Raw genomic sequence first — 13,750 nt, forward strand, 5'->3', positions numbered from 1 at the left:
ACATAGCTAAACGCGAGTAATAACGATAACCATTATCAAGTTACATCGCGCATGCGACGACGTTGAACAGTGAAGGTTTAGAACGCTATGCGCCAGATTCGTGCATTAGCAGGCTCAGGGATTCTGCTCTTGCTCCTCATCGCGCTCAGCTTAATGCTGGGGGCAAAATCAATACCGCTTCCCGATGTTTATCATTCGCTTACCACCTCCTGTAACAGCGCGGAGTGCGTCATTGTGCGCGACGCGCGCCTGCCGCGCACGCTAGCCGGTTTACTGGCGGGCGTGGCGCTCGGCCTCGCCGGTGCGTTGATGCAGAGCCTGACGCGCAATCCGCTGGCCGATCCCGGCATTCTAGGCGTCAACGCCGGAGCCGGATTTGCGGTGGTGATTGGCATTGCGCTGTTCGGTGCTGACTCGCCGTTGGATTGGCTCGGCTTCGCCTTTGGCGGCGCGCTGCTGGCTTCAGTGCTGGTGGCGATGACCGGCGCGATTGGCGGCGGGCGCGTCAATCCGGTACGTCTGACGCTGGCCGGCGTGGCGCTGGGCGCGGTGCTGGATGGATTAACCTCTGGCCTGTCGCTGCTCAATCCCGACATCTACGATCATCTGCGCTTCTGGCACAGCGGCTCGCTGGATATTCGCAATTTCACCACGTTGCGCACGCTGTTCCCGGCGGTGCTGATCGGCAGCGTGGTGGCCATTGCGCTGTCGCAGGCGCTGAACAGTTTGAGTATGGGTGGCGACATGGCGACCGCGCTCGGTACGCGGGTGGCGCGCACCCAACTGCTTGGCCTGCTGGCGATTGCGCTGTTGTGCGGCGCAGCCACGGCGGCGGTGGGCCCGATTGCGTTTGTCGGTTTGATGACGCCGCACTTTGCCCGCTGGCTGGTGGGCAACGATCACCGCTGGATGCTGCCTGCGACCGCGCTGATCACGCCGATTCTGCTGCTCGCCGCCGATATTCTTGGCCGCCTGCTGGTGGCGGGCGAGCTGCGGGTTTCCATCGTCACGGCGATGCTCGGTGCACCCATGCTGATTGTGCTGGTGCGCCGTAAATTGGGCCGGGGTGCAATATGACGCGTCGTGTCGGATTACATACGCTTTGGCTGCTGTGCGCCTGCGCTCTGCTGGCTTATCTGGCGATGACGCGCGGCGCATTGCAGATCAGCGGGGAGCAAATCTGGCAAATTCTGCTCGGTCAGGGCGCCAGCAACGTCAAACTGATCGTGCTGGAGTGGCGCTTGCCGCGCGTGCTGATGGCGCTGCTGATTGGTGCGGCGTTAGGCATCAGCGGCGCGATTTTCCAGTCGCTGCTGCGCAATCCGCTCGGCAGCCCGGACATTCTCGGCTTCAATACCGGCGCTTACAGCGGCGTGCTAGTGGCGCTGGTGCTGTTCAATCAAAGCATCACGGCGATGACCGGCGCAGCGTTGATTGGCGGCATCGCCACGGCGGCGTTAGTCTATCTGTTTGCCTGGCGCAACGGCGTGGAGACCTTCCGCCTGATTATCGTCGGCATCAGCGTGCGTGCGCTACTGATGGCGTTGAATTCATGGTTGATTATCAGCGCCTCGCTGGAGTCGGCGCTGAGTGCGGGTTTGTGGAGCGCCGGATCGCTCAACGGCATTACCTGGGCAAAAACGCCGCCGGTGATTGCGGTGCTGCTGCTGGCGTTACTGCTGATGGCGCTGTTGGCGCGGCGGATGCGTTTGCTGGAGATGGGCGATGATACCGCCTGCGCGCTCGGCGTGCCGGTGGAGCGCAGCCGCATGTGGCTGATGCTGATTGGCGTGGTGCTTACGGCGGCGTCAACCGCGCTGGTCGGGCCGATTTCGTTTGTCGCGCTGCTGGCGCCACAGATTGCCCGTCGTCTCGGCGGCGGCGTCAAAGGTGCTTTGCCGCTGGCGGCGCTGTGCGGCGCGCTGTTGCTGATTGCCGCAGACTTCGCCGCGCAGCATCTGTTCCTGCCTTATCAATTACCGGTTGGCGTGATAACCGTCATTCTCGGTGGACTTTATCTGATCGCTTTACTGGTGCGGGAGGCGCGACGCCAATGACCGATATCCCTTCACGTCTGCGCGGCGATGGCCTGACGCTGGGCTACGACAAAAAGGTGGTTGCAGAGAATCTGTCAGTGGCGATTCCGCAAGGTGAGCTGACGGTGATTATCGGCCCTAACGCCTGCGGAAAATCGACGCTGCTGCGCACGCTGAGTCGCCTGCATACGCCGCTGAAAGGTGAGGTGTTACTGGATGGCGCGGCCATTGCCAGCTATCCCACCAAAGAGGTGGCGCGGCGTTTGGGTTTGCTGCCGCAAAGTTCCAACGCACCGGCGGGCATCAGCGTCACCGAGCTGGTGGCGCGCGGACGTTATCCGCATCAGGCGCTGTTTGGGCGCTGGCGTGCGGAAGATGAAGCGGCGGTGCAGAATGCGATGCGCGCCACCGGCGTGGCCGATTTGGCGCAGCAGTCAGTGGATACGTTATCGGGCGGTCAGCGTCAGCGCGTGTGGATTGCCATGGTATTGGCGCAGGAAACGCCGCTGCTGCTGCTGGATGAACCGACCACCTGGCTGGATATCACCCATCAAATTGAGCTGCTGGAGTTGATGCAGGAGCTGAATCAACAGCATGGGCGAACGCTGGTGGTGGTGCTGCACGATCTTAACCACGCTTGTCGCTATGCCACGCATTTGATCGCGATGCGCTACGGCAAGATTGTTGCCGAAGGGAAGCCGTCGGAGATTGTGACGCCCGCGTTGATCGAGCAGGTGTATGGCTTGCGCTGCGTGATTGTGGACGATCCGGTGGCGCATACGCCGATGATAGTGCCGCTGGGGCGCGGGAGTAATTGAGGAGGTCGCCATAAATGGCGACCCTACAACATCGTACCGGCCCTGCGTAGGGTCGCCATTCATGGCGACCTTCTTGCAAATTACCCCAATAACTCCTGCAACAACGGCCCGATCTGCTCAAACATCCGCGGTGAAATGATCTCCACGTGGGCGCAATCCATCGGCCACACTTCCAGTTCACCGACATACGGTGCCCAGGCGCGGCGCGCATCTTGTCCTGGCTGCTGCGTCTGTTCGGCGAGGAACAGCGTGGCGCGACCGTTGAAACGCGCGCTGCGTGCCGTCGCCAGCAGGCGCACCGAACTGGCGTAGTTGGCCTCGATGGTATCGAACATCGCACGCATCTCTTCACCGGCTTGATGGCGCTGCGCGGCGATAAACTGCTCGCGCTCGCGGTTCACCTCTTCCAGCACCGCCGGATCCAGCACGTTCTCGCCGCGTTTCTCATCCCAGTTTTGCGTTTCTGGCGGCCAGGTATCCAGCAGGCCGAGGAACGCCACCTCTTCACCTGCCGCTTCCAGCCGTGCCGCGATGCCTTGCGCCAGGGTGCCGCCAAGCGAATAGCCGAGGAAATAGTAAGGTCCGTGCGGCTGCACGTCGCGCAGGGTTTGCAGATGGGCGTCGCACACGTCATCCAGATGCGCGCTTTGGTTCAGCGGGCTGCTGATATCCGGCGACTGAATGCCGACCAGCGACCAGCGCTCATCGAGATAACGCTGCAGGATACTGAACTGCCAGGCAAAACCTGACGCCGGATGGAAGCAGAACAGCGTTGGTCCGTTGCCCTGACGTAGCGGCAGCACTGCTTCGAAACCGGCTTGCTGATGGGATTGCGTATCGCTGAGCAGCCTTGCCAGCTTCTCCACCGTTGAGGCCACCATGATTTGCCCCACCGAAACCGGCTGTTGCAGCTCACGCCGCAGCTGCGCCGCTAAGCGCATCGCCAGCAGCGAATGGCCGCCGAGGGCAAAAAAGTCATCCTGCGCGCTGATTTCTTCGCGCGCCAGCAGCTGACAGAAAGCGTTTGCCAGCGTGGTTTCCAGCCCGGCGTGCGGTGCACGTCCCGCACTGGCGCTGGCGGATGCGGGCAACGGCAGCGCTTTGCGATCCAGCTTGCCATTGCTGCTGAGCGGGAAGGCATCGAGCTGCACAATGGCTACCGGCACCATATGCGCGGGCAAGCGTTGCGCCAGCGCCTGACGCAGCGCGTCGCTATCAACCGGCTGCCCGGCAATCACGTAACCAACCAGCTGACGCGCATCACCTTGCGCCGCGGTATCGCCGAGTACCACCGCGTGTGTGACCGCCTGCTCAATGCCGGGCTGCGCGCTGAGCACATGATCGATCTCATTCAGTTCGATACGCTGACCGCGAATCTTCAGCTGATCGTCGCTGCGACCGAGATATTCCACCGCACCGTTATCCAGCCAGCGCGCCACGTCGCCGGTGAGATACATGCGCTCGCCGGGCATGAAAGGATCGGCGATAAAGCGGCTGGCAGTGAGATCGGGACGGCCGAGATAGCCATGCGCCAGCTGCACGCCGGTTAAGTAGAGATCGCCCGCCACGCCCGGCGGCACCGGCTGCATGCGGGCATCAAGGATGCGCAGGCCGGTATTCCACACCGGGAAACCAATCGGCACGCTGGCACCTTCGACGGCGGCGAGGGCATCACCAAACGCCGGATACCAGCTGACATCCACCGCCGCTTCGGTTGGGCCATACAGATTGTGCAGCGGCACGCGCGTCAGTTTTTCCCACTCGCGCGATAAATCCGTCGGCAGCGCTTCACCGCTGCAGAATACGTTACGCAGGCTGGCGCAGCGGGCAATCGCCGGTGGATCATCCAGCGCCGCGACAAAGGCCGCCAGCATCGAGGGAACGAAATGCGTGGTGGTGACTTTGTAGCGGGCAAACAGCTGCTGCAGCGCTTCCGGGTCGCGATGGGCTTCTGGCGGCGCCATCACCAACTGCGCACCGACCAGCAGCGGCCAGAAGAATTCCCACACCGAAACGTCGAAGCTGCTCGGGGTTTTTTGCAGCACCACATCATCGGCTTGCAGCGGATAGCGATCCTGCATCCACAACAGACGATTGACGATCGCTTCATGTCCCACCAGCACGCCTTTAGGGCGACCGGTCGAACCTGAGGTGTAAATGATGTAGGCGCCATCCTGCGGCGTCGGCGCGCTGGCCGGCTGCGGCGCATGGACATTGTGATACAGCACATCAAAATGCAGCTGATTGACCGAGGCGATGGCGCTGAAGCGCGCGCTGAGCGCCGCGCAGGTGATCAGCGTTTTTGGCGCGGCGTCTTCCAGCATCAGCTGCAAACGGTCATCCGGATAACCAGTATCGAGCGGCAAATACGCAGCGCCGAGCGAAACAATCGCCTGTAGCGCCAGTGAAAGCTGCACCGAACGCGGCAGCGCCACGGCGACAATATCGCCACGCTGCACCCCGGCGGCGCTGAGATCGGCGGCCAGCGCAAACACCTGCTGCTGCATCTCGCGGTAGCTGAGCTGATGCTGCGCATCGGCCAGCGCCGGTGCATCGGGTGTGCGTGCCGCCTGCTGCGCTAACAGTGACGCCAGCGTTTCTGCTGGCAGCGGATAAGCGGTTTGGTTGATCCCGGCAATCTGCGCATGCTCTTCGGCAGTGAGCAGATCGAGTTCGCCGCACGGCCGCTGCGGCTGTTGCGCCAGCTGATCGAGCAGCAGGGCAAAACGGCTGGCATGACGCTGCAAGGTTTGTTCGCTGTAGCGTTCGGCATTCGCCAATAGCTCCAGCGTCAGTTCACCGTGCTCGCTGATATAAATGGCGATCTCCAGATCGCGCACCGGCCCGGACGCCAGTTGATGGGTGATACCTTCCACGCCAGCGAAATCGAGCTGGTAATCAAACATCTTCAGGTTGATTACCGGACCGTACAGCGGATCGCCATCGCCGAGGCGGCCGAGATCGCGCTGCACCTGTTCGGCGTCATAGCGCTGATGACGACGCATCTTTTTCACTTCGCCCGCCAGCTGCGCGGCGAGCGCGCTGATCGGCTGCGTCGGGTCGTAATGGACCGCCATCGGCAATACGTTGATCACCGGACCGGTGGCGCACAAGGCGGCCGAGCCGATGCGGCGCATAAAGATGAAGCCAGCGGCAAAGTCGTTTTGCCCGCTGAGACGCGCCAGCCAGAGCGCCACCAGCGCAAAGGCGAGATCGGCCGCGCTGGCGTGCGGATGCTGCTGCACCAGCGTCTGGAAGGTGCTGCGATCCAGCGTAACGCTGTGGCGCAGCAGATCGGTGCTGGCGTGTTGACCGGCGAGCGGCAGCGGCGAGAGCGAAGCCGGTGAGGGCAGCGCCGCACCTTTTTCGCGCCAGAATTGGCTGTCACGCGCAAAAGAGGAGGATTCGCGGTAGCGCTGATACTCTTCAACCACTTCGCTAAACGGAATAAATGGCGTCGGTTCAGCGGCTTGCTGGCGTACGGCCGCACTGTAGAGGTTGGCGATGCGGCGCGTCAGCGCGGTAAAGCTGAAGCCATCCACCACCAAATGGTGATAGCGCTGATACCAAAACCAATGCTGATCGTCGAGACGGAACAGGCGGTGATGCCACAGCTTTGCGCCGCTCAATACGCGCAGATCGCCATTCATGTCGTCACGCATCAGCGCGCGCGCTTTGGCAGGCGCATCGGCCTCAGCGCGCAAATCGACAATCTGCGGCAGGCTAAAGGCGTGTGGCTGCGGCCACTGCAACGCTTCGCCTTCCACCTCACCAAATGCCATGTTCAGCGTGTCGGCTTCCTGCATGCCCGCCACAATCGCCTGCGCCAACAGGGCGCTATCAATCTCACCGCGCAGTTCGACAAAGTGCGCCACCGCGTAAGCGTTGTGGTGCGGTGACAGCTGATCGGCAATCCAGATGCCGGGCTGTGCCGCGACTAACGGCAAGGTTTGTTGGTCGGTCATAGGCTTATTCATCAGGGATTCGGACATGGATGCTCCGGTTTGCTCCACAGCGCTTGTAGGCCACTCAGCAGGCCGCCGCGCCAACAGAGCGCGTCATGGCCGCCTTCCACCGGCAGGTAATTTACCTGATAGCCGGCAGCGCTAAGCTGCTGTTGAAGTTGTTGATTAGCTTGCAAAATCAAGCCTTCGCGTCTGCCCGCTTCGAGCCAGAAACGCAGCGGTTGGCGCGGCGCGAGACCGCTATCCAGCGCCTGCAGCAGCCAGCCGTGCGGATTGCCGCGTTCCGGCCACCAGAAGGAGCCGGACAAGCTGAGCGCGTTGCCAAAGGTTTCCGGCCAGTGCAGCGCGGCAAACACCGACGCCAGGCCGCCAAAGCTTTGTCCGGCGACGATGGTGCTGTCCGCCTGCTGGCGATAAGGCGTTGATTGTGCAATTTGTGGTAACAGTTCTTGCTGAATGGCTTGCCAAAACTGCGCGTTACACGGCAGCTCGCGGCTGCGGTGTTCGCGGTCAATGATGTCGATAAACAGATACACCGCTGGCGGCAAAGAACCGGCATCGGTGAGCTGCTGCAGCGGTCCGGCAATCGGCATGCTGTGCGCCCAGAATTGCCCATCAAGCATGATGGCCAGCGGACGCTGTGCGGGATTGGCTGCGCCAGTGGTGTAAATCCACACCTTGCGGCTGTTGCCTAATAGTGCGCTATCCCATTGCTGCTGTTGCAGTTTAATGGTTGGCGCGGTGCCGTTATCCACCGCTTGCCACAGCTGTTGATCGGGCGCGTGGGGCAGATGCAGCGGCGAGACGCCCATGCCGCGACCACCGGACCAGCCACGTAAGCTATTGAGCGGATCGGCCTGCGCCGTTGGGAATTTGTCGCGCCACCAGTTGCGCAGCGTGGACATCTCGGCAATGCCGGTGAAGTCCGTGGCTTGATCATCAGGCATCAAACAGTAACTGCCGCGCCAGTTGGCGGGCAGCGAGGTCTGCCAATACCAGACGTTGGTGCCGGCCACGCGCATCAATGATTGCGGCGGGCGGCGCTGGTGGTGATCGGTCACGCCGGTGATGTTGATCCACACGCGCTGGGTCGACGATTGCGTTTCATCGCCTTGCGGGTCACGCCAGAAGAAGGTGACCTGACATTGGCCATCGTCTGCTAACTCAATGCGGGGAATGCCTTGGGATTGTTGCGCCTGCCACCAGGCTGCACTGCCGGTTACATCATTTCGCCAGGTCATAGGGCTGCCAGTCGGTGTTTACGCGGAGATTTACATAAGCTTGATGAATAATACTATTGATAATAATTTGCATTTGCAATAGGGTGGCTGCGCTCAAAAATGAGCACGCCTGTTCCGCCTGATGCTTACCGTTCGGTAAGGTTGCGCTACGGATGGTTTGAAGGGTCTGGAACTGGGCGCGATATGGACAGGGATCTTCTCACCGGCTCGCCAGTTAAGCATCCAACGGCTTTTTTCTGGCCATCCAGGAACGTATAAAATGAAAAATTACTCACGGTTATCATTAGCCATTCTGATTGAACTGGGGCTCAGCGCCTCACTGCTTTCCAGCAGCGCCTGGGCAGCAGAGACTTCCTCCAGCAAAACCTCAACCAGCACCACTGACGCACAATCAATGGACGGCGGTACCTTGATGGTCACCGCGCAGCAGCAGAACCTGCAAGCGCCGGGCGTCTCAACCATTACCGCCGACGAAATCAAAAAGCATCCGCCCGCGCGTGATGTGTCCGAAATTATCCGTACCATGCCCGGCGTTAACCTGACCGGCAACTCCACCAGCGGCCAGCGCGGCAACAATCGCCAGATCGATATTCGCGGCATGGGCCCGGAAAACACCCTGATCATGGTGGACGGCATGCCGATCACCAGCCGCAACTCGGTGCGCCTTGGCTGGCGTGGCGAGCGTGATACGCGTGGCGACACTAACTGGGTGCCGCCGGAGATGATCGATCACATCGACGTGATTCGCGGACCGGCTGCGGTGCGTTACGGTAACGGCGCGGCGGGCGGCGTGGTGAATATCATCACCAAAAAACAGACCGATCAGCAGTGGCACGGTTCCTGGAACACCTATTACAACGTGCCGGAACATAAAGCGGAAGGTGCCACCAAGCGCACCAACTTCAGTCTGGAAGGGCCGCTGGGCGATGATTTCAACTTTCGTTTGTATGGTGGTTTAGCCAAAACTCAGGCCGATGCCTATGACATTAACCAAGGGCATGCGGCGGCGCGCACCGGCTCCTATGCGGGCAGCTATCCGGCGGGTCGTGAAGGTTCGGTTAATAAAGATATCAATGCCTTACTCAGCTGGGCGTTTGCACCGATGCAGACGCTGGAGCTGCAGGCCGGTTACAGCCGTCAGGGCAACCTGTATGCGGGTGATACGCAGAACACCAACACCAGCACACTGGTGAAAAGTATGTACGGTGACGAAACTAACCGCCTGTATCGCCAGAACGTCTCATTGAAATGGACCGGCGCATGGGATAACGGCGTCAGCACCAACACGTATGCGCGCTACGAGAAAACCCGCAACTCGCGCCTTAATGAAGGTTTGGCCGGCGGCACCGAAGGCATCTTCTCCAACAGCGGTTTCAACACCATTCAATTGGATGACGTGCTGCTGCATAGCGAAGTCAGCATTCCGTTTGAGCTGCTGTTTAACCAAACCGCGACGCTGGGTACCGAATGGAACCAGCAGCGCATGAAAGATGGCTCTTCCAACACGCAGGCGGCGAGCTACGGTTCGGTGCCGGGCATCGACAACACCGGTCGCAGCCCGTATTCCCAGGCAGAGATTTTCTCGCTGTTTGCGGAAGACAACATGGAGCTGACCGACAGCACCATGCTGACGCCAAGCCTGCGTTTCGATCATCACTCGATTGTTGGCAATAACTGGAGCCCGTCGCTCAACCTGTCGCAGGGTTTGGGCGATGACTTCACGCTGAAGATGGGGATTGGACGCGCCTATAAAGCGCCGAGCCTGTATCAAACCAACCCGAACTACTTGTTGTACAGCAATGGTCAGGGTTGTGCGGCCAGCACTGGCGCCTGTTATCTGCAGGGTAACAGCGACCTGAAAGCGGAAAACAGCATCAACAAAGAGATTGGTCTGGAGTGGAAACACGAAGGTTATCAGGCCGGTTTGACCTGGTTCCGCAACGATTATCGCAACAAGATCGAAGCCGGTTACTCGCCAGTGAGCAAAGCATCTAATGGCACCACGGATATTTATAAGTGGGAAAACGTACCGAAAGCGGTGGTGGAAGGGCTGGAAGGCACCGTCAACGTACCGTTCTCCGACAGCGTGACGTGGAATAACAACTTCACCTATATGCTGCAGAGTAAGAACAAAGAGACCGGCGATCGTTTGTCGGTGATTCCGGAATACACGCTGAACTCGACGCTGAGCTGGCAGGCGACGCAGGATCTGTCGCTGCAAACCACGCTGACCTGGTACGGCACGCAGACACCGAAGAAGTATGATTACAAAGGGAATCTTTCGACCGGTAGCGCAACGGATAAAGTGAGTCCTTACTCAATTATCGGTATGAGCGGTACCTACGATATCAACAAGTACGCCAGCGTCACGGTGGGCATCGATAACCTGTTCGATAAACGTCACTATCGCGAAGGTAATGCGCAAACCACCGGTAATGCCAACACCAACTCTTATCTGTATGGAGCGGGTGCGAATACCTACAACGAATCCGGTCGTACTTACTTTATGAGCCTGAATACCCACTTCTAACGGCGTTTAGCCAATCAGTTGATGCGGTAAATAGCAGCGGGCAATCAGCCCGCTGCGATCTTCACGGTTCACCAGCTCCAGCCTGCCGCGATGCATCTGCACGATGCGCAGCACGATATTCAAACCCAAACCGCTGCCGCCATAACGCTGATCGCGACGACGAAACGCCTGCGTCAGCTCTTCCGCGGCGGCGGCTTCAATGCCCGGACCTTGATCCCACACTTCGATAATCACCTGCTGCTTGTCCTGCTGCATCTTCACCGTGACTTCGCTGCCTTCCGGGCTGTAGCGCGAGGCGTTTTCCAGCAGATTGCGCAGCATAAGGCGCAGCAGCACCGCTTCACCTTGCTGCGGCACATCGTCGTTCTGTGGCCAGTGCAGGATTTGCTGACGCTGTTGATACAGCTCGGCCATTTCTGGCTCCAGCGGCTGCATGATGTCTTGTTGCCACTGCAGCTGCTGATAGTGACCGCCCGCCAGCGCTTGCCCGGCGCGCGATAACATCAACAGCTGTTCCACGGTGTGCATCAGTTGATCGATACGTTCAATCAGCATCTCGCTTTGCGGCACGTTCTGCTGGTGGAGCAGCTCGAGATGCAGGCGCAATCCGGCCAGCGGCGTGCGCAGCTCGTGTGCCGCATCGGCGGTGAACAGGCGTTCCTGCTGCAATGTATGATCGAGGCGTGAAAACAGTTGGTTGATCGAGGTAGTTACCGCCACGATCTCATCCATTTCGGAGTAGATCGGCAACGGCGTCAGGTTATCCGCTGAACGATGCGCAAGGCTGTCCTGCAGCGATTTCAGCGGACGAATAATCCAGTTAATCGCCCAAAACGACAGCAGCAAGGTGAGGGCGACCATCACTAAAGAAGGCAGCAGCAACGAGGCAATGGCTTCACGGATCTCGTTTTCCACCCGAGCGTTACGCGCCTGCGCGGAGAGCGTTTCGTTGACTAAAAAACTGATCTGCTCGCGGCTTTCATGCCACAGCCAGATGGCGCTCATCACCTGACAGGTGAGGAGAATCAGCGCCAGCATAATCAATAACCGCTGACGCATGCTGTTCATTCGCGGATTTCCAGACGGTAACCGACGCCGCGCACGGTTTTGATGCGATCTTTCCCGAGCTTGCGACGCAGATTATGGATGTGAACTTCGAGCGTGTTGGAGCCGGGATCGTCATTCCAGCTGTAGAGATCCTGTTGCAGCGTTTCACGGTGTACGTTTTGCCCTACGCGCATCAGTAAACGGGTGAGCAGCGCGAACTCCTTTGGCGTGATCTCCAGCGGCTGACCTTCCAGCAAAACCTGCTGTGAACTGAGATTGAGCGTCAGATCGCCCTGTTGCAGCAGGTTATCGCTGTGGCCCTGATAACGGCGGATCAGCGCCCGCACGCGCGCCTGCAGCTCAACCAGCGCAAACGGCTTCACCAGATAATCATCAGCGCCGGCATCCAGACCATCAACGCGATCCTCCAGCGCATCGCGCGCCGTGAGGATCAACACCGGCACCGCAATGCCATCGCGTCGCCATTGTCGCAGCAGTGATGCGCCATCGCGATCCGGCAAGCCGAGATCGAGCACGATCAGGCTGTACTGACCGCTACGCAGCAGCGCATTGCTCTCTGCGGCGGTGCTGGCGCAGTCGATGGCGTAGCCTTGCGAGCTTAACGCCTGCGCGAGGCCCGATTGCAACAGCGCATCATCTTCAACAATAAGCAGTTTCATCAGTTGTTCTTGTTGATATCCGTATAGAGGCGGCTTTCAAAACGTACCAGCGGAATGCGGCGCGTTTTCTGATCTTCCGGCGGTACTGCGTAACCGGACAGGAACTGGACAAAGGCGACGCGCGCGCCGCTGGAGGTGGTGATGAATCCTGCCAGATTATAGACGCCCTGCAGCGAACCGGTTTTCGCCGAGACTTTGCCATCCAGTCCCGCTTCATGCAGGCCGCCGCGATATTGCAGCGTGCCGTCGTAACCGGCCAGCGGCAGCATCGAAATGTAATTCAGCGTCGAATCATTTTTCGCAATGTATTGCAGCACTTGCATCATGGTATCTGGCGCGATCAGGTCATGACGTGACAGCCCGGAACCATCAACCTGAATGCTGTTACCGAGATCGACACCGGCTTTTTCGCGCAGGATGCGACGCACCGCATCTGAACCCGCGCGGAAGGTGCCCGGCACGTTGAAGTAGTGATGGCCGATGGTGCGGAACACGGTATCGGCAATCATGTTGTCCGACTTCTTCAACATGGTGTGCAGTAGCGTGTGCAGCGGCGCAGACTGCGTTGAAGCTAACACGGTGCCCGGCGACGTCACTTGTGCCTGGCGAACCAGATGACCGCTGTAATCAATATCGGCGGCGCGCAGCTCGGCTTTAAGAATCTCACCGGCCCACGCGGCACCATCCTGCACGGCAAAGGCCAGCGGCAGCGGCTCTGAACGCTGGCGCATGCAGCCGGTTAAGGTGTAGCGATTGAGCTCGCCTGGCACCACATCCAGCTCGCAATATTGTCCGTCACCGCTGTTGCGGCCAATGGTGCGCACCTGACTGAACATGTGGGCCGGATAATAGGAAGCGATGCGCACAAAGGCGTTTTCGCCCGGCGTATTGGCGCTGTACAGCGAAACTGAGAAACAGTTTTTATCGACGATGGCCGCAGCCGGCGGCGCACTGAAGCACTGCGTCAGATCATTCCACGGCCAGCCTGGCGCCATATCGTGGCTGGCGAACACCGAGGTGTCGATCACCAGATTGCCCTTGATATGGGTGATACCCTGCTTTTTCAGCGCTGCAACCATGTTGCGCAGATCCTGGCGGCTCAGCGTAGGATCGCCGCCAAAACGTGCTACTAAATCGCCATTCAGGGTGCCATCGTTGACCGCACCTTTGGTCTCCATGGTGGTCTGGAAACGAAAATCGGGCCCGAGTTCTAACAAAGCCGCCAGCGCTGTCACCACTTTCATGGTGCTGGCCGGTAACGCCATCTGTTTGCCGTGATAATCGATTATCGGGGTGGATGCGCCCACTTTTTGTACCATCAGCGCCAGGTTTGCGCCGTCTGGCAAATACTGCATGTATTCTTCAACGGGAGCTGCTTGTGCCTGCAGCATAAACGCACAGGTTAATCCGGTAACAAGTCGTGAAAATCGCAT

9 protein-coding genes are annotated in these 13,750 nt (G+C 59.5%); 4 read left to right on the forward strand and 5 right to left on the reverse strand.

The window, feature by feature from the left end; translation table 11 throughout:
- The first annotated feature begins 87 nt into the window (after positions 1 to 87).
- The 3 genes from fepD to HX773_RS01750 are packed head-to-tail and all read left to right on the forward strand — an operon-like array spanning position 88 to position 2,854.
- A complete protein-coding gene (gene fepD, locus HX773_RS01740; protein WP_176970177.1) occupies positions 88 to 1,077 on the forward strand; it encodes a Fe(3+)-siderophore ABC transporter permease in 990 nt (329 codons plus the stop codon).
- The gene (fepG, locus tag HX773_RS01745; RefSeq protein WP_176970178.1) at positions 1,074 to 2,057 is read left to right on the forward strand and encodes an iron-enterobactin ABC transporter permease; all 984 of its coding nucleotides are present in this window, start codon (positions 1,074 to 1,076) and stop codon (positions 2,055 to 2,057) included. The genes fepD and fepG overlap by 4 nt, the downstream gene beginning before the upstream one ends.
- Entirely contained in the window at positions 2,054 to 2,854 is an 801-nt protein-coding gene (locus HX773_RS01750; protein ID WP_176970179.1) for an ATP-binding cassette domain-containing protein, read from the forward strand. The genes fepG and HX773_RS01750 overlap by 4 nt, the downstream gene beginning before the upstream one ends.
- Positions 2,855 to 2,934: 80 nt before the next feature.
- Here HX773_RS01750 and HX773_RS01755 read toward each other — a convergent pair whose 3' ends face one another.
- Positions 2,935 to 6,846, reverse strand: coding sequence for an enterobactin synthase subunit F (locus HX773_RS01755; RefSeq protein ID WP_176970180.1), 3,912 nt, complete (start codon positions 6,844 to 6,846; stop codon positions 2,935 to 2,937).
- On the reverse strand, positions 6,831 to 8,060 hold the full coding sequence (gene fes, locus HX773_RS01760; protein ID WP_176970181.1) for an enterochelin esterase: 1,230 nt from the start codon (positions 8,058 to 8,060) through the stop codon (positions 6,831 to 6,833). Before fes ends, HX773_RS01755 begins: the two co-directional genes overlap by 16 nt.
- Before the next feature lie 259 nt (positions 8,061 to 8,319).
- Here fes and HX773_RS01765 point away from each other — a divergent pair, with 259 nt between their 5' ends.
- Positions 8,320 to 10,590 (forward strand): TonB-dependent siderophore receptor, encoded by a 2,271-nt coding sequence (locus HX773_RS01765; protein WP_176970182.1) that lies wholly within the window; start codon positions 8,320 to 8,322, stop codon positions 10,588 to 10,590.
- A gap of 6 nt (positions 10,591 to 10,596) precedes the next feature.
- Here HX773_RS01765 and pmrB read toward each other — a convergent pair whose 3' ends face one another.
- Genes pmrB through dacB form a run of 3 tightly spaced genes read right to left on the reverse strand, consistent with a single transcriptional unit; the run spans position 10,597 to position 13,750 of the window.
- Positions 10,597 to 11,658: a two-component system sensor histidine kinase PmrB gene (gene pmrB / locus HX773_RS01770; RefSeq protein WP_176970183.1), complete on the reverse strand. Its 1,062-nt coding sequence runs from the start codon at positions 11,656 to 11,658 to the stop codon at positions 10,597 to 10,599.
- Positions 11,655 to 12,317, reverse strand: coding sequence for a two-component system response regulator PmrA (gene pmrA, locus HX773_RS01775; protein ID WP_176970184.1), 663 nt, complete (start codon positions 12,315 to 12,317; stop codon positions 11,655 to 11,657). The genes pmrB and pmrA overlap by 4 nt, the downstream gene beginning before the upstream one ends.
- Complete coding sequence (gene dacB, locus HX773_RS01780; protein ID WP_176970222.1) at positions 12,317 to 13,750, reverse strand: serine-type D-Ala-D-Ala carboxypeptidase; 1,434 nt, start codon at positions 13,748 to 13,750, stop codon at positions 12,317 to 12,319. The genes pmrA and dacB overlap by 1 nt, the downstream gene beginning before the upstream one ends.

The sequence above is a fragment of the Pantoea sp. B9002 genome (genome assembly GCF_013385945.1).
In the GTDB taxonomy this organism is placed as follows: Bacteria; Pseudomonadota; Gammaproteobacteria; order Enterobacterales; family Enterobacteriaceae; genus Pantoea.

Excerpts from the sequence above, each read along its gene's own strand:
- pmrB (WP_176970183.1), bottom strand. The coding sequence starts at position 11,658 with ATGAACAGCATGCGTCAGCGGTTATTGATTATGCTGGCGCTGATTCTC.
- fepD (WP_176970177.1), top strand. The coding sequence starts at position 88 with ATGCGCCAGATTCGTGCATTAGCAGGCTCAGGGATTCTGCTCTTGCTC.
- dacB (WP_176970222.1), bottom strand. The coding sequence starts at position 13,750 with ATGCGATTTTCACGACTTGTTACCGGATTAACCTGTGCGTTTATGCTG.
- fes (WP_176970181.1), bottom strand. The coding sequence starts at position 8,060 with ATGACCTGGCGAAATGATGTAACCGGCAGTGCAGCCTGGTGGCAGGCG.
- HX773_RS01755 (WP_176970180.1), bottom strand. The coding sequence starts at position 6,846 with ATGTCCGAATCCCTGATGAATAAGCCTATGACCGACCAACAAACCTTG.
- HX773_RS01750 (WP_176970179.1), top strand. The coding sequence starts at position 2,054 with ATGACCGATATCCCTTCACGTCTGCGCGGCGATGGCCTGACGCTGGGC.
- pmrA (WP_176970184.1), bottom strand. The coding sequence starts at position 12,317 with ATGAAACTGCTTATTGTTGAAGATGATGCGCTGTTGCAATCGGGCCTC.
- fepG (WP_176970178.1), top strand. The coding sequence starts at position 1,074 with ATGACGCGTCGTGTCGGATTACATACGCTTTGGCTGCTGTGCGCCTGC.
- HX773_RS01765 (WP_176970182.1), top strand. The coding sequence starts at position 8,320 with ATGAAAAATTACTCACGGTTATCATTAGCCATTCTGATTGAACTGGGG.